Annotated in this window: 13 protein-coding genes; all 13 read right to left on the bottom strand. The window is 70.0% G+C overall.

Annotated features, from left to right (window positions below; translation table 11 throughout):
• Positions 1-177: 177 nt before the first annotated feature.
• Positions 178-471 carry a YggT family protein gene (locus AC5Y5Z_RS01700; protein ID WP_499919284.1) on the bottom strand — a complete coding sequence of 98 codons (294 nt, stop codon included), beginning with the start codon at positions 469-471 and terminating at the stop codon, positions 178-180.
• A 192-nt stretch (positions 472-663) separates the two neighbouring features.
• Entirely contained in the window at positions 664-1,347 is a 684-nt protein-coding gene (locus AC5Y5Z_RS01695; protein WP_463824447.1) for a cell division protein SepF, read from the bottom strand.
• A 64-nt stretch (positions 1,348-1,411) separates the two neighbouring features.
• Entirely contained in the window at positions 1,412-2,200 is a 789-nt protein-coding gene (locus tag AC5Y5Z_RS01690; RefSeq protein ID WP_499923069.1) for a YggS family pyridoxal phosphate-dependent enzyme, read from the bottom strand.
• Positions 2,201-2,205: 5 nt separating this feature from the next.
• The gene (gene pgeF, locus AC5Y5Z_RS01685) at positions 2,206-2,913 is read right to left on the bottom strand and encodes a peptidoglycan editing factor PgeF (RefSeq protein ID WP_499923067.1); all 708 of its coding nucleotides are present in this window, start codon (positions 2,911-2,913) and stop codon (positions 2,206-2,208) included.
• Positions 2,914-3,013: 100 nt separating this feature from the next.
• The gene (gene ftsZ, locus AC5Y5Z_RS01680; protein ID WP_463824450.1) at positions 3,014-4,156 is read right to left on the bottom strand and encodes a cell division protein FtsZ; all 1,143 of its coding nucleotides are present in this window, start codon (positions 4,154-4,156) and stop codon (positions 3,014-3,016) included.
• 764 nt (positions 4,157-4,920) lie between these two features.
• On the bottom strand, positions 4,921-5,838 hold the full coding sequence (locus AC5Y5Z_RS01675) for a cell division protein FtsQ/DivIB (protein WP_499923178.1): 918 nt from the start codon (positions 5,836-5,838) through the stop codon (positions 4,921-4,923).
• A 41-nt stretch (positions 5,839-5,879) separates the two neighbouring features.
• Positions 5,880-7,337 (bottom strand): UDP-N-acetylmuramate--L-alanine ligase, encoded by a 1,458-nt coding sequence (gene murC, locus AC5Y5Z_RS01670; protein ID WP_463824451.1) that lies wholly within the window; start codon positions 7,335-7,337, stop codon positions 5,880-5,882.
• A complete protein-coding gene (murG, locus tag AC5Y5Z_RS01665; RefSeq protein ID WP_499923066.1) occupies positions 7,334-8,536 on the bottom strand; it encodes an undecaprenyldiphospho-muramoylpentapeptide beta-N-acetylglucosaminyltransferase in 1,203 nt (400 codons plus the stop codon). The genes murC and murG overlap by 4 nt, the downstream gene beginning before the upstream one ends.
• On the bottom strand, positions 8,533-10,110 hold the full coding sequence (gene ftsW / locus AC5Y5Z_RS01660; protein WP_499923064.1) for a putative lipid II flippase FtsW: 1,578 nt from the start codon (positions 10,108-10,110) through the stop codon (positions 8,533-8,535). Before ftsW ends, murG begins: the two co-directional genes overlap by 4 nt.
• Positions 10,111-10,115: 5 nt before the next feature.
• A complete protein-coding gene (gene murD, locus AC5Y5Z_RS01655; RefSeq protein ID WP_499923063.1) occupies positions 10,116-11,561 on the bottom strand; it encodes a UDP-N-acetylmuramoyl-L-alanine--D-glutamate ligase in 1,446 nt (481 codons plus the stop codon).
• A 1-nt stretch (position 11,562) separates the two neighbouring features.
• Positions 11,563-12,663 (bottom strand): phospho-N-acetylmuramoyl-pentapeptide-transferase, encoded by a 1,101-nt coding sequence (mraY, locus tag AC5Y5Z_RS01650; RefSeq protein WP_499923061.1) that lies wholly within the window; start codon positions 12,661-12,663, stop codon positions 11,563-11,565.
• A complete protein-coding gene (locus AC5Y5Z_RS01645) occupies positions 12,660-14,159 on the bottom strand; it encodes a UDP-N-acetylmuramoyl-tripeptide--D-alanyl-D-alanine ligase (protein ID WP_499923060.1) in 1,500 nt (499 codons plus the stop codon). The genes mraY and AC5Y5Z_RS01645 overlap by 4 nt, the downstream gene beginning before the upstream one ends.
• Positions 14,156-15,733 (bottom strand): UDP-N-acetylmuramoyl-L-alanyl-D-glutamate--2,6-diaminopimelate ligase, encoded by a 1,578-nt coding sequence (locus tag AC5Y5Z_RS01640; protein ID WP_463824913.1) that lies wholly within the window; start codon positions 15,731-15,733, stop codon positions 14,156-14,158. The genes AC5Y5Z_RS01645 and AC5Y5Z_RS01640 overlap by 4 nt, the downstream gene beginning before the upstream one ends.
• Positions 15,734-15,778 lie beyond the last annotated feature (45 nt).

The raw sequence follows: 15,778 nt of genomic DNA, 5'->3' as shown, positions 1-15,778 counted from the left end.
GCCCATCCTGTCACACCAGACTCGGCGGTTGCCGATTGGAGTAATAAATAAGGACAGATTTCATTCTTTTTAGAGCTCTGCAGCCAATAAATCACATTCCTTAGATTTCAAAAAACACGCGCCTGAGTTGACGCCAAATCGTGGCCGAACCGTCTCTAAAAGACCAACTCGGGTCGCCTACGTGGCGCCGTCGGCTGCGCCGAGCGCGAGTTGCATGCCGATGAAGGCGATCAACAGCAGCACCAGGATGGACAGGTCCAGGCGCACGGCGCCGATGGTGATCGGCGGGATGAGTCGGCGCAGCAGCTTCACCGGCGGATCGGTGATCGACATGATGATCTCCAGGATCACCACAGTGATGCCGGTGGGCCGCCAGTCACGGCTGAACGAGCGGATCCACTCGATGACGACCCGGAAGACCAGCAGCAACCAGAAGGCCAGCAGGGTGTACCCGACGATGTACAGCAACACAACCAACGAGAGTCCCGACCTTCACGATGACGTTGATGAGAATGTCCGTCGCCGCCGGCGTAGCGGCGACAGCAAGCCTACCGACCCGCCCCGTTCCCCTGGTGGGCTGTCGACAGCGCACCGCCCGGTCGGCCAGTTGGTGACCTACCGGGCGGTGCGGAAACTATTCGGCGCAAGCCTCTGCCGGTGAGCTTATTGGTAAGCGTAGAAACCGGTTTCGGCGATCCGGCGACGTTCCTCCGGGGACACGTCGACGTCCGCGGGTGAGAGCAGGAACACCTTGGTGGCGACCTTGTCGAACGAGCCGCGCAGCGCGAACGCCAGGCCCGCGGCGAAGTCGACCAGCCGCTTGGCGTCGGCGTTGTCCATCGACACCAGGTCCATGATCACCGGAGTGCCGTCGCGGAACCGCTCGCCGATGGTGCGCGCCTCGCTGTAGTCCTTGGGACGCAGCGTGGTGATCTTCGACAGCGGGTGGCCTTCCTCGAACATCATCGCCATCCGGCGCGGGTCCATCGCCAACGCGCCGCGGGTGGCGCCGCCGCGTCCCAGCCACGAACCCAGCCGCGGCCGAGCCAGGTCGGCACGGTCGAACCCGCCCGTCGGGAAGCGCGGCTCGTCGGCATAGCCGCCGCGGTAACTGCTGGGCGGCGGGTAGTCGGCCGGCTCACCGCGCAGGTCGCCGCGCGGGTCGGCGCGGGGGTCTCTGCGCGGATCGTCGTAATCGCGGTCACGGTCCTCATAACGACCGTATTCATCGTCGAATCGCGGCCGCGAATAACCGCGCGATGGCGCGCGGTCGTCGTAATACTCGTCGTCGTAATCCTCCATCGGAGCCATCCCGAAGTAGGCCTTGACCTTATGCAGTGTGCTCATCGTACGACCCCTTCTAGCCTGGGATATCTGTTGCCTGTGATGAAGATGTGACTACAGTGACTATTCACGGTGACCGTAACCGCCGTTGACCCAATAGCGCGGTACCGACACGCACACACGTCGAACCATGTTTGACGGCGATTTCGAAGTCACCCGACATGCCGGCCGACAGCCCGACCGCCGTCGGGAACGCCGCGCGCACCCGCTGGTGCTCGGATTGCAGCCGGTCAAAGGCCTGTTCCGGGTCCCATTCCACGGGCGGGATGCCCATCAGACCGACCAGTTCCAGGCTGCGCGAGTCCTGCACCTGGGCGCAGATCCGGTCCACCGCACCGGGTTCGTCCATGTCGACGCCACCGCGCGACACATCGCCGTCGAGGCTGACCTGGACGTAGACCCGCAGCCGGTTCTCCCGCTCGTGCCCGGCCAGCGCACCGGTCACCGCCCGGTCGAGCGCGGTCACCAACTGCATGCTGTCGACGGAGTGGACGGTGTGCGCCCAGCGCGCCAGGGACCGGGCTTTTTTGCGCTGAATCTGACCGACCATGTGCCAATGCAAATCCCGCAATCCGGTGTGTTGTGCAGCGGCCGTCAACAGCCGGGTGACTTCACTCACCTTCGCCGCAGCTTCCTGTTCGCGCGATTCGCCAACGGCCCGACAACCTAATCGGGACAAAATCGCTACGTCGGTTGCTGGGAAGAATTTGGTAATTGGGAGCAGCTCAATTTCTGCGACATTGCGGCCGGCGGCCGCGGCGGCCGCAGCCAGCCGGGATCGCACCGCCCCCAGGGCCGTGGTCAATTCCGTCTGGCGGTCGCCGCCGCCTCCCCGCACCGGGTTCTCCGTGGCCATCACACTCATTCCATCCACACCAACGACGCCAGCCGTCCGGTCGGCGCACCGCGCCGGTGGCTGAACAGCGTCGCGTCGGAAATGGTGCAGCGCGGATCGACCTCGATCGAAGTCACTCCCAAATCGCGGAGCTGGCAAGCGATTCCGGCACGCAGGTCCAGTCCGGGCGTTCCGGCGGCGGTCGTGGTTCGACTGCCCGGCAGCGTCGTCTCGACCTCGTCGGCCATCGCGGCGGGCACTTCATAGCGACTGCCGCTGGCCGCCGGGCCGAGCAGTGCGGAAATGTCGCCGGGCCGCGCACCCCGGCTCACCATGGCCTCTACCGCGCGGGTCACCACGCCATGTTGGGCCCCGACCCGACCGGCGTGCACCGCCCCGACCACACCGGCGCGCGCGTCGGCGAGCAGGACCGGCACGCAGTCGGCGGTCAGTACCACCAGCGCCAGGCCCGGCGTGCCGGTCACGACCCCGTCGGTGTCGTCGATCGCCGCGTGTCGCGGCTCGTCGACCACCGCGATGCGGTCACCGTGCACCTGGTTCATCCACACCAGCCGCTCGTCGGGCAGGCCGACGGCCGCAGCCAGCCGGGCACGGTTGGCAGCGACGGCCGACGGGTCGTCACCGACGTGGTCGCCGAGATTGAAGCTGTCGAACGGCGGCTTCGACACACCGCCCGTCCGCGTGGTGGTCACCCGACGGATGCGAACGCTCACCTGCCCAGTATCTGGAATCGGTTGCCCGCCAGAGTGCTTCGACGTGAGGCCATTATGTTTCGAGGCCGGTTCGTCGCGCAGTGGCAAGCAAATCGAGACCTCAGCGGCGCATGAAGGGCGGCACGTCGACGTCATCGTCGTCACCGCCGATGCTCAGCGTCGCACCGTTGGTGTGCACCGGCACGCTGACGGCGTCGACCGGCTCGAACAACGTGGAGGTGAGCTTGCCGGCCTTGGCGGTCTCGATCCGGTGGGCGCCGCCGGTCTCGGTGGCGCTGGTGACCGGCTTGCGGCCCGGCCCGGCATCGAAGCCGGCCGCGATGACGGTGACGCGCACCTCGTCGCCGAGCGAGTCGTCGATCACGGTACCGAAGATGATGTTCGCGTCCTGATGCGCGGCGTCCTGCACCAACGAGGCTGCCTCGTTGATCTCGAAGAGCCCCAGGTCACTGCCGCCGGCGATCGACATCAGCACGCCCTGCGCACCTTCCATCGACGCTTCCAGCAGCGGTGAGTTGATCGCGATCTCGGCGGCCTTGAGCGAGCGGCCCTCGCCGCGAGCCGAGCCGATGCCCATCAGCGCGGTGCCCGCGCCGGACATGATGCCCTTGACGTCGGCGAAGTCGACGTTGATCAGGCCCGGTGTGGTGATCAGATCGGTGATGCCCTGCACGCCGTTGAGCAGCACCTCGTCGGCGCTGCGGAAGGCGTCCATCAGCGACACGGCGGCGTCACCCATCTGCAGCAGCCGGTCGTTGGGGATCACGATCAGCGTGTCGCAGCTCTCCCGCAGCGCCGAGATGCCGTTTTCGGCCTGATTGCTGCGCCGTTTGCCCTCGAAGGAGAAGGGCCGGGTGACCACACCGACGGTCAGCGCGCCGAGTTTGCGCGCGATGTTGGCCACGACGGGCGCGCCGCCGGTGCCGGTGCCACCACCCTCACCCGCGGTGACGAAGACCATGTCGGCGCCGCGCAGCAGCTCCTCGATCTCCTCCTTGGCGTCCTCGGCGGCCTTCTTGCCGACCTCGGGGTCGGCACCGGCGCCCAGGCCACGCGTCGAGTCGCGGCCGACGTCGAGCTTGACGTCGGCGTCGCTCATCAACAGGGCCTGCGCATCGGTGTTGATCGCGATGAACTCCACGCCTTTGAGGCCTTGTTCGATCATCCGGTTGACGGCGTTGACGCCGCCACCACCAATGCCCACGACCTTGATGACGGCCAGATAGTTATGTGGGGGGGTCATCATTCGTCTTCCTCCCTGAGGGCTCACGTTCCCCTGAATGTCTTCGGTGCGGTGTGTCTACTTGCAAAAGTCTCAACCTCAACCATAGAGTTAGAGTTATGTCAAGTAGTTCCGCGTAACCAGAACCGTATGGGTACGACGGGCACTAACGCCGCAGGCGCGCCGACGCGCCGCGGGTGATTTTTGTGCTGTGTCTTCGCCGAGCGTGAGCGTGGTCGCCGAGCGTCACGCCAGCGCGACACCCGCGGTAGGCCTGGCCGCCGAGCCTGGGGCGGCGTCCCACCGTGCGTCACGCCAGCGCAGCGTTCGACGCCCAGCGTCACGCCAGCGTGACACCCACGATTGATTAGGCGCCCGCCCCAGCCGGCGCCCCACCCAGCGTCACGCCAGCGCAACGTTCGACGCCCAGCGTCACACCAGCGTGACACCCGCGACTGATTTGGCGCCCGCCCCGGCCGGCGCCCCACCCAGCGTCACGCCAGCGCAACGTTCGACGCCCAGCGTCACACCAGCGTGACACCCGCGACTGATTTGGCACCCGCCCCGGCCGGCGCCCCACCCAGCGTCACGCCAGCGCAACGTTCGACGCCCAGCGTCACACCAGCGTGACACCCGCGACTGATTTGGCACCCGCCCCGGCCAGCGCCCCACCCAGCGTCACGCCAGCGCAACGTTCGACGCCGAGCATCACACCAGCGTGACAAACGCGGGGACCGCGCGCCGAGCGTCACGCGGGCGTGGCAATCCCGGGGTGGACCCGGCGGCTACTTGACGGTCGGCAGGTCAGGGCTGGACACGTCATAGGTGCGGCCGGGCTGGGTCAGCAGCGCCGCGAGCTTCTCCGCCTTCTCCTCCGCACGGTCGGTGGTCCCCCAGATCACCACCCGGCCGTCGGAGAGTGTCAGCGTGATCGAGGACACCGACGGGGCCGCGATACGGCCCACCTCCCCGGCGACCTCGGGTCGCAGGGCCATCAGCACCTTGAGCGCCGCCAGCGTAGGCGGATCCGTAGGGCCGGGGTTCTCGACGTCGATGTACGGCAGCGCCGGCGGCGGCGGGTCGTTCGCGAAATCGACGCCATCGCGGTCGAACAGATGGGGTCCGTCCGGGAAATCCTTCACCACCACCGGGATTCGCTCGACGATGGTGACGCGCAGCGCCGACGGGTACTCGCGCTGCACCCGGGCGCTGGCCACCCGCCGGATCGCGGCCACCCGCTCGGCGACCTGGCTGGTGTTGATCTGCAGCAACGGCGTCCCGACTCGCACCTGCGCCGCGTTCAGGACGTCCTCGCGGGTCACCACTCCGGTCCCGGTGACCACGATATTGCGGGCCGACATCGCCGGCGTGAAGTACAGGATCAGCCCCAGCCCGACGCCAACGACCACCATGATCACCGTCGCGAGCAGCATCTTGAGCCCGCGGACCACGCCGCGCGCAACAGGTTTGGGCTCGGGCAGGACGTTGCCGCGGGCGCGCCGCTTGGCCTCCCGGCGGGCCTGTTCGATCGCGACGGCCCGGGCCTGGGCGGCGCGCCGCTCGGCGCGTTCCCGGCGCTCGCGCCGGCGTGGACCTTCGAAATCGTCCGGCTCGGAGGTTTCCTCCGGCAGCGCGGGTTGTTCGGTCGCAACAGGTTCGGTGGCGCCGGACTCAGGTACCGCTTCGGCCGGACCGTCGACCAGGTCGGCTCCGCGGGACGCGGACTCCTCGGAGTCGGGCTCGCTCACTGCAACACTCCCGGGCGACCCGGCGCGCTGCGGTTCGACCGGGAGCGCAACGCCGCCACGATCTCGGGCCCCAGCAGCGTCACGTCACCGGCGCCCATGGTGACGATGAGGTCACCCGGACCGGCTGCGGCCGCCACCTCGCCGGCCACCATCGAGAAATCCGGCAGGTAGCGCACCGGCACACTCACGTGCTCGGCGACGCTGGCTCCGCTCACCCCGGCCAAGGGTTGCTCGCGGGCACCGTAGACGTCGAGCACGAACACTTCGTCGGCGGCATCCAGTGCCCGACCGAATTCGTGGGCAAAAGCCTTTGTCCGCGAATACAAGTGCGGCTGGAACACGACCAACGAGCGCCCGCCGCCGCGCTGCTCGACCACCGACCGCACCGCGGCCAGGGTGGCCGCGACCTCGGTTGGGTGGTGGGCGTAGTCGTCGAACACCTGCACCGAGTCGGCGGTGCCGACCAGTTCGAAGCGGCGCCGCACCCCCTCGAAACCGGCCAGCCCGTCGAGCACCTCCTCGACCGGCGCGCCGATCTCGGTCGCCGCCAGCAGCGCCCCCAACGCATTGAGCGCCATGTGCCGTCCCGGCACCGACAGCCGCATCACCCGCTGCTGCGCCTCGCCGCGAAGTTGCAGGTGGGCCACCGCCTCGGTGCCGTGCTGCTCCCAGGACAACAGGGTCGCGGCCAGGTCGTCGCCGGTGGACCCGTACCGCAGCACCCGGATACCCAGCGCCGCGGTGCGCTGGGCCAGCGCCGCCGCCCCCGGGTCATCGGTGCACACCACCAGCGCGCCGCCCGGCGCCAGCCGCTCGACGAACGCGTCGAATACCCCGACATAGGCGTCAGTGCTGCCGTAGAAGTCCAGGTGGTCGGACTCGATGTTGGTGACCACCGCGACGTTGGGTGTGTACTCCAGCAGCGTGCCGTCGCTTTCGTCGGCTTCGGCGACGAAGTAGTGACCGCTGCCGTGGTGGGCGTTGGTGCCGGCCTCCCCCAGTTCGCCACCGACCGCGAATGACGGGTCGCGCCCGCAGTGCTGCAGCGCCACGATCAACATCGACGTGGTGGTGGTTTTGCCGTGCGTGCCGGTGACCATCAGCGTGGTGCGCCCGGCCATCAGCTTGGCCAGCACCACCGGCCGCAGCACGACCGGGATGCCACGCCGTCGGGCCTCGACCAGCTCGGGGTTGGTTTTCGGGATGGCGGCGTGGGTGGTGATGACGGCGGTGAGCCCGCCAGGCAGCAGATCCAGCGAGGACGCGTCGTGCCCGATGCGGATCTTGGCGCCGCGGGCCAGCAGCGCATGCAGACCCCGCGACTCCTTGGCATCGGACCCCGAGACCAGCCCGCCGCGGTCCAGCAGGATGCGGGCGATGCCCGACATGCCGGCGCCGCCGATGCCGACCATGTGCACCCGGTGCAGCTCCGGGGGCAGCTGTTCGGCGCTCACCGCCGTCCTCCGGAGGAGGCCGAGCGCGCGAGATCCAGCGCCGCCTGCGCCACCCGCAGCGCGGCGTCGCGATGCCCGACGAGCGCAGCCGCCGCCGTCATGGCCGCCAGCCTCGTGGGGTCGTTGAGCAGCCCGGCGACTTCCCGTACCACCAGATCCGGCGTCAGGGCCGCGTCGGCGACCACCATGCCGCCGCCGGCGTTGACCACTGGCAGCGCGTTGAGCCGTTGTTCGCCGTTGCCGATCGGCAGCGGCACGTAGATGGCCGGCAGCCCGACGGCCGACACCTCGGCCACCGTCATCGCCCCGGACCGGCAGATCGCCATGTCGGCCGCGGCGTACGCCAGATCCATCCGGTCCAGGTAGGGCAATGCGACGTAGGGCGGGTCCCCCGGTTCGGGGGTGCGCAGGTCCAGGGTGTTCTTGGGGCCGTGCGCGTGCAGCACCGAGACCCCCGCGCCGGCCAGCCCGGCGGCCGCCGCCGACACCGCCCGGTTGAGCGAGACCGCGCCCTGGGAACCGCCGAAGACCAGCAGCACCCGCGCGTCCTCGGGGAAACCGAAGTAGGCGCGCGCCTCGCTGCGCAGCGCGGCCCGGTCCAGTGCGGTGATCGCCGCCCGCACCGGCACCCCGACCACCTCGGCACCGTGCAGACCCGACCCCGGCACCGCGGCCAGCACCCGGTCGGCCGAGCGGGCACCGACCCGGTTGGCCAGTCCCGCCCGGGCGTTGGCTTCGTGGATCACCACCGGGACGCGATGGCGTCGGCGTCCCGAGACCCGGCTGCCGCGGGCGGCCAGGTAGGCCGGTAGCGCGACGTAGCCGCCGAAGCCGATGACGACGTCGGCGCGCACGTCGTCGAGCACCGCCCTGGCCTCTCGGACCGCGCGCCACACCCGCGGTGGCAGCCGGGCCAGGTCACCGCTGGGTTTGCGGGGCAGCGGCACCGGGGTGATCAGTTCGAGGTGGTAGCCGCGGGCGGGCACCAGCCGGGTCTCCAGCCCGCGCGCGGTGCCCAACGCGGTGATCCGGATCTGGGGGTCCAGCGAGGTCAGCGCGTCGGCGACGGCCATCGCGGGTTCCACATGCCCGGCGGTCCCGCCTCCGGCCAACACGACCGATAAGGACGGCAACGCGCTACCGGCGGGCAGGGGCGCTGCCCCCAACCCGCCGGTGGACTCGCTGACCATGTCGTTCACCCGTAACGCTGACCTTCCAATGCGGGAGCGCGCCCCGTGCGGCGCCGGCCGGCGTATTGCTGGCCAGATCCATGATGCCTCTTCTGCAAGTGCGCGTTGCCCGCAGACCGGCGACCCGACCGTTCCGCGGTGCGCGCCGACGCCTGCCGCGGCGGGGTGGCGGCGCGGCGGACCGGCGGCTTGGGCTGCGGTTTGGCGCGTTTGCGGTCGCGGAATGTTTCCAGACGGGTGGGTGCGTACGGCTCGGGCACCGGCAGCCGCAGCAGCCGGTTGACCTTGTCGTCGCGCCCGGCGCGCAGCGCGGCCACCGCTTCGGGCTCGTTGCGAGCTGCGTTGGCCATGATGCCGATCATGAAAAGCGTTGTTGCCGTTGATGTTCCACCAGCTGAGATGAGCGGCAGCTGCAATCCGGTGACCGGCAGCAGACCGATTACATAGCCGATGTTGATGAACGCCTGGCCCAGGATCCACAGCGTGGTGGTCGCGGTCAGCAACCGGAGGAACGGGTCGGCCGAGCGGCGCGCGATCCGCATCCCGGTGTAGGCGAACAGTCCGAACAGGCCCAGCAATCCGACCGCGCCGATCAGTCCGAGTTCCTCGCCGATGATGGCGAAGATGAAGTCGTTGTGGGCATTGGGCAGATAGTTCCATTTGGCCACGCCCTGGCCCAGCCCGTCGCCGAAGATGCCGCCGTGGGCGAGCGCGTACTTGGCCTGGCGCGCCTGGTAACCGGTGTCCATCGGGTCGTTCTCCGGGTCCAGCCAGGACCGCACCCGGTCGGAGCGGTAGCCCGCCGACATCGAGAAGATCGCCCCGGCGATGACCACCATGACCAGACCGCTGATGAACACCCGCAGGTCCAGGCCGGCGTACCACAGCAGGCCCAGCAGGATGATGCCGAGCGAGACGGTCTGTCCGAGGTCGGGCTGGGCCATGATCAGCCCCAGCGCGATCAGCGAGGCCGGTACCAGCGGCACCAGGATGTCGCGCAGCCCGGCCCGCTCGGCGCGGCGCGCCGCCAACAGGTGGGCCCCCCAGATTGCGAACGCGATCTTGGCCAACTCCGACGGCTGCATCGAGAAGCCGGCGATCACGAACCACTTCCGCGACCCGTTGACGAGGTTGCCGATGCCAGGAACGAGCACCAGGACCAGCAGGATGCAGGTGACGGCGTAGCTGGTGAAGGCGATCCGGCGGATGAAGCGCACCGACATCCGCAGTCCGGCGTAGCAGGCGACCAGGCCGACGATCGTCCACATCACCTGTTTGCCGAAGATGATCCACGCCGACCCGTCGTTGCCGTAGGACTCGACGCCGGAGGCGGACAGCACCATGATCAGGCCCAGGCTCGTCAGCAATGCCGCGACGGCGATGATCAGGTGAAACGAGGTCATCGGCCGCCCCAGCCAGGTGCCGAACCGGGTGCGTGGGCCCGACGGCGGCGCGGGGCTCTTGGTGGGCTGGTCAGCGCCGGCCGGATCCTGCTCGGCCGCCTCGGCCGCGCCTTCGGCATCGGAGTTCTCGTCGCCGACGGTCTTGTCCCGGCGCAGCAGCCGGGTCAGCGCGATAGCCACGCCGCCTACCGGACCGCGGCGCGGACGGCGGCGGCAAAGGCGTCACCGCGGGCGGCGTAGCCGCTGAACTGGTCGAATGAGGCGCCGGCCGGGGCCAGCAGCACGGTGTCGCCGGGTGTGGCGAGTTCGCGGGCCGCGGCCACCGCTGCGGTCATCACCCGGGTGCCGATGGTCTCGTCGTCGTTATTAACTTGCGTCACATTAGTAACAAATGCCCCACCAGTCTCATGCATCACATCATCCTCGCCTGTGACGACGTGTACGACGGGGACATCGGGCGCGTGTCGCGATAACGCGTCGGCAACCTCGCCGCGATCCCGGCCGATCAGGACCGCCCCGACCAGCCGGGATGCGATGCGGGCGACCTCGGCGTCCACCGACGCGCCCTTGAGCAGTCCGCCGGCCAACCAGACCACCCGGGGGTAGGCGAGCACCGACGCCTCGGCGGCGTGCGGGTTGGTGGCTTTGGAATCGTCGACGTAGGTGATGCCGTCGACCACCGCGACCACCTCCGAGCGGTGCCGGCCGGGCTGGAACGCCGAGATCGCCGACTCGATGGCCGGGGCCGCAACGCCCACCGCGCGGGCCAGCGCGGCCGCCGCCAGCGCGTCGAGCACGCCGACCGGGCCGGGCACCGGTATCGCGCTGACCGCCAGCAACGGCAGGTCGTCGGCAAAAGCGCGGTCCACCAGGAACCCGCCGCGCACGCCCAACTCCCCGGCAGCGGGTTCGCCGAGGCGGAAACCCACCCGCTGCGACGCGGTGTCGACCAATGCCGCGGCGCGGGCGTCGTCGAGGCCGACCACCGCCACCCGGCCGGTGAGCACCCGCGCCTTGGCCGCGGCGTAGTCGGCCATGGTGCCGTGCCAGTCCAGATGGTCCTCGGCGACATTGAGCACCGCGCCCGCCTCGGGCCGCAGCGACGGCGCCCAGAACAGCTGGAAGCTGGACAACTCGACAGCCAACACGTCCGACGGCTTGTCGAGCACGTCCAGCACCGGGTCGCCGATGTTGCCGCACAGGGCGCTGTGCAGCCCGCCGGCGGTCACCATGGCGTGCAGCATCGAGGTGGTGGTGGTCTTGCCGTTGGTGCCGGTCACCACCAGCCAGCGCCGCGGCGGCCCGTAGTGGCCTGATGCGTCCAGCCGCCAGGCCAGTTCCACGTCACCCCAGATGGGCACACCGGCCGCCGCGGCAGCCGCCAGCACCGGAGTACTCGGCTGGAAACCGGGACTGGTGACGACCAGCGCGTAGTCGGCGATCTGCCGGATCGCGGCCGCCGGAGCCACAGTGGCCACGCCCCGGTCGGCGTACGGGCGCAGCATGGCGGGGTCGTCGTCGCAGAGGGTCGGGGCGGCGCCGAACCCGTGCAGCGCCGCCAACACCGCCCGACCGGTCACCCGCGCACCGGCGATCAGGACGGGCGCGCCCGCCGTCAAGGGGCCCAGCACGTCACGCACCGATCGTGGAGAGGTACTCGCCGTAGAACAGGGCCACGCCCAACCCGCAGGTGATCGCCGTGAGCAGCCAGAACCGGATGATCACTGTGGTTTCCGCCCAGCCGGACAACTCGAAATGATGATGGAACGGCGCCATCCGGAAGACGCGGCGCCCGGTCGTGCGGAAGGCCAGGATCTGCAGGACCACCGAGGTGACTTCGGCGACGAACAACGAACCGAGCACCACAGCGAGGATTTCGGTGCGGCTGGTCACCGACAGCCCGGCGATGATGCCGCCCAGCGCCAGCGACCCGGTGTCGCCCATGAAGATCTTGGCCGGGGCGGCGTTCCACCACAGAAAACCGATGCAGGCTCCGGCGGTGGCCGCCGCCACCAATGCCAGGTCCAGCGGGTCGCGCACGTTGTAACAGCCCTGCAGCCAGGTCTGCGGCCCCAGCAACGCCATCGACGCGCACGCGTTGCGGAACTGCCAGAAGGTGATCAGCACGTAGGCGCCCGCGACCATCGCCATGCAGCCCGCGGCCAGCCCGTCCAGCCCGTCGGTGAAATTGACCGCATTGGACCAGGCGCTGACCATTACCACGCAGAACAGCACGAACATGGCCGGGGTGAAGGTGATGGTGGCGATGTCACGGACATAGGACAGATCCGTGCTGCCCGGCGTCAGGCCGGCAGCGTTGCGGAACTGCAGCACCAGCACCGCGAACAGCACGGCGGCGGTGATCTGCCCGACGGTCTTGGCCGTCTTGTTCAGCCCCAGGTTGCGCGAACGGCGGATCTTGATCAGGTCGTCCAGGAAACCGACGCCGCCCAGCGCGGTGGCCAGCCCCAGCACCAGCAGGCCGGAGGCGGTCACGCCGTCGCCGTCGAAGAGCAGGCCGAACAGGTGCGTGCCCAGGTAGCCGGCCCAGATACCGGCTAGGATCGCCACCCCACCCATCGACGGCGTGCCCCGTTTGCTCTGGTGGGTGGGCGGGCCGTCCTCGCGGATCTGGTGACCGAAACCCTGCCGGGTGAACAGCCGGATCAACGCCGGGGTGAGCAGGATGGACACGGTCACCGCAATGGCGACGGCGATCAGGATCTGTCTCACGCGGGGTCACCTTCGGCGACGAGCGCGTCGGCCATCGCGCCCAGACCGGCCGAGTTGGACGCCTTGACCAGCACCACGTCGCCGGCTCGCAGCTCGGCGCGCAGCAGCGCCAGGGCGGCGTCCCGGTCGGGTACCTGGACGGCCTCCGATCCCCACGAGCCCTCCATCACCGCACCCTGGTGCATGGCGCTCATCGACCTCCCGGTTCCCACGACTACAAGTCGAGACACATCTAATCGCACCGCGAGCCGGCCGATGCGATCGTGCTCGGTTATCGCGTCGTCGCCGAGTTCGGCCATCTCCCCCAGCACCGCCCAGCTGCGCCGCCGATCACCGGTCTGATCGGCCGCGCCGTGCGCCATCCACGCCAACGCCTGCAGTCCGGCCCGCATCGAGTCGGGGTTGGCGTTGTACGCGTCGTCGATCACGGTCACCCCGTCAGAGCGGGTGCTGACCTGCATGCGGTGCCGCGACACCGGCCCGGCACCGGCGAGCACCGCGGCCACCTGTGCGACGTCGGCGCCGCATTCGAGGGCGACGGCAGCCGCGCACAGGGCGTTGCCCACCTGATGATCGCCCGAGACGTCGAGCTGGATCTCGGCGTGCGCGCCGCCGGCGTGCAGGGTGAAGCGGGGACGCGCCAGTTCGTCGAGGGCGACCGGGCCAGCCCACACGTCGGCGTCGCGGTGCCGGCTCACCCGGACCACGCGGGCCGCGGTCACGTGCGCCATCGCGGCGACCATCGGGTCGTCCGCGTTGAGGATGACCACCCCGTCGGGCGAAACTGCTTGCGGCAGCTCCGATTTGGTTTGCGCGATGATCTCGCGTGAGCCGAACTCGCCTAGGTGCGCGGTGCCGACGTTGAGGACCACGCCGATCGACGGCGGGGCGATCTCGGCCAGGGCGGCGATGTTGCCGGGGTGGCGCGCGGACATCTCCAGCACCAGGAAGTCGGTGTCGCGGGTGGCCCGCAGCACCGTCCAGGGATGGCCCAGTTCGTTGTTGAACGATCCCGGCGGAGCGACGACCTCGCCGAGTGGCTGCAGAACGGCGGCCACCAGATCCTTGGTCGAGGTCTTGCCCGACGATCCGGTGATGCCGATGATCCGCAGCTTGCCGGCCACCAGCTCGGCAGCTACTGCAGCGGCGAGGTTGGCCAGCGCGGCCAGCACCGCCGCGCCGGAACCGTCCACGTCGTGCTCGAGGACGCCGGCCCGGCCGTCCGGCGCCGGACGCGGCGCCACCACGATGGCCGGTACGCCCACCGGGCGGGCGGCCAGCACCACCGCCGCGCCGGCGGCCACGGCCGCCCCGGCATGGTCGTGACCGTCGGCGCGCGCCCCGGGCAGGGCGAGGAACAGTCCGCCGGGGCCGACGGCACGCGAGTCGAATTCCACCGTCCCGGTGACGTGGGTGGCCGCGGCCTGCTCGGCGGAGATGTCGGCCAGGGTGCCGCCGACGATCTCGGCGATGCGGGCGACGGTCAGGTCGATCACACGCGGTCCTGCAGCGCGTCGGCCAGTTCGACGCGGTCGTCGAACGGGCGCACCTCGCTGGCACCGCGCTGACCGGTTTCGTGTCCTTTGCCGGCGATCAGCACCACGTCACCGGGCGCTGCCCAGGCCACCGCGCGCCGGATCGCCGCGCGCCGGTCGCCGAGCTCCAGCACCTGGGCCTTACCGCCGGCGGCGCCGGCCAGGATCTCGCGGCGGATCGCGGCGGGATCCTCACTGCGCGGGTTGTCGTCGGTGACGATCACCAGATCGGCCAGTTCGGCGGCGATTTCGCCCATCGGCGCCCGCTTGCCGGGGTCGCGGTCGCCCCCGGCGCCGAACACCACCGCCAATCGCCGATCCGGGTGCCGCAGGGTGCTCAGCACCGCACGCAGCGCTTCGGGTTTGTGGGCGTAGTCGACCAGGGCGACGAAATCCTGGCCGCGGTCGACCAACTCGAGCCGCCCGGGTACCCGGGTAAGGCGCAACCCCGGCGCCGCCTGTTCCGGCCGCACCCCGATCGCATCCAGAATCGCCAGTGCGACAAGACAATTCGCGATGTTGTAGTGGCCCGGCAAGTCGATCCCGACGCGGTGCTGCGCGCCGGCGGGGTCGATGGCGGTGAACTCCTGCCCGGCCGGTCCCACTGGCGTGACGTCGGCGGCGCGCCAGTGCGCGGGCCGGCCGGTGACGCTGACGGTGATCGGATCGGTTGCCCGCCCGGCCATCGCGCGTCCGGCGTCGTCGTCGATGCACACCACGGCGCGGCGGGCGTGCAGCGCCGAGGCCGGGTCGAAGAGCAGTGCCTTGGCTTCGAAGTACTCCTGCATGGTCTGGTGGAAATCCAGATGGTCCCGCGAGAGGTTGGTGAACGCCCCGATCGCGAACTCGGTGCCGTCCACCCGGCCGAGGCTCAGCGCGTGACTGGACACCTCCATCACCACGGTGTCCACCCCGCGCTCGGCCATCGCCGCATACAAGGCCTGCAGGGCGGGTGCCTCCGGCGTGGTCAGCGCGCTGGGGATGTCGGTGCCGTCGATCCGGATGCCGATGGTGCCGATCAGCCCGGCGATCCGACCGGCCGCCCGCAGCCCGGCCTCGACCAGATAGGTCGTGGTGGTCTTGCCGGACGTACCGGTGATGCCGACCACCGCCATCCGCGCCGACGGCCGCCCGTAGACGGTGGCTGCCAGGCCGCCGAGCACGCTGCGGGGCGCCGGATGCACCAGCACCGGGATCTCGACAGCACCCATCTCGGCCAGGCCGGCGGCGTCGGTGAGCAGCGCGACCGCGCCGCGTTCGATCGCCTGACCGGCGTGCCGGGCGCCGTGGGTGACCGAACCGGGCAGGGCCGCGAACAGGTCACCGGGCCGCACGTCCTGACCACGCAACGTCACCCCGGTGACCGGCAGGTCTGGGACGCAATCTGGTCGATCGGGGCCCGTCGGCAGCACCGCGCCGACCTGGGCGGCCAACACATCCAGCGGGATCCCGGCGCCGGTGCTGGGACGCAGGTCCGTGGGGGCCAACGCCACAGTCACCACCTCCGTACGACGTCGCGTGATCGCGATGATCAGCCATGACACCCTACCTAGCCACACCCCTCGGGTGCGGGTGCGGAA

It is taken from the genome of Mycobacterium sp. NGS29, from assembly GCF_059812965.1.
Note: the sequence above shows the minus strand (reverse complement) of the source record. Positions and strands in the feature narration are given on the sequence as shown.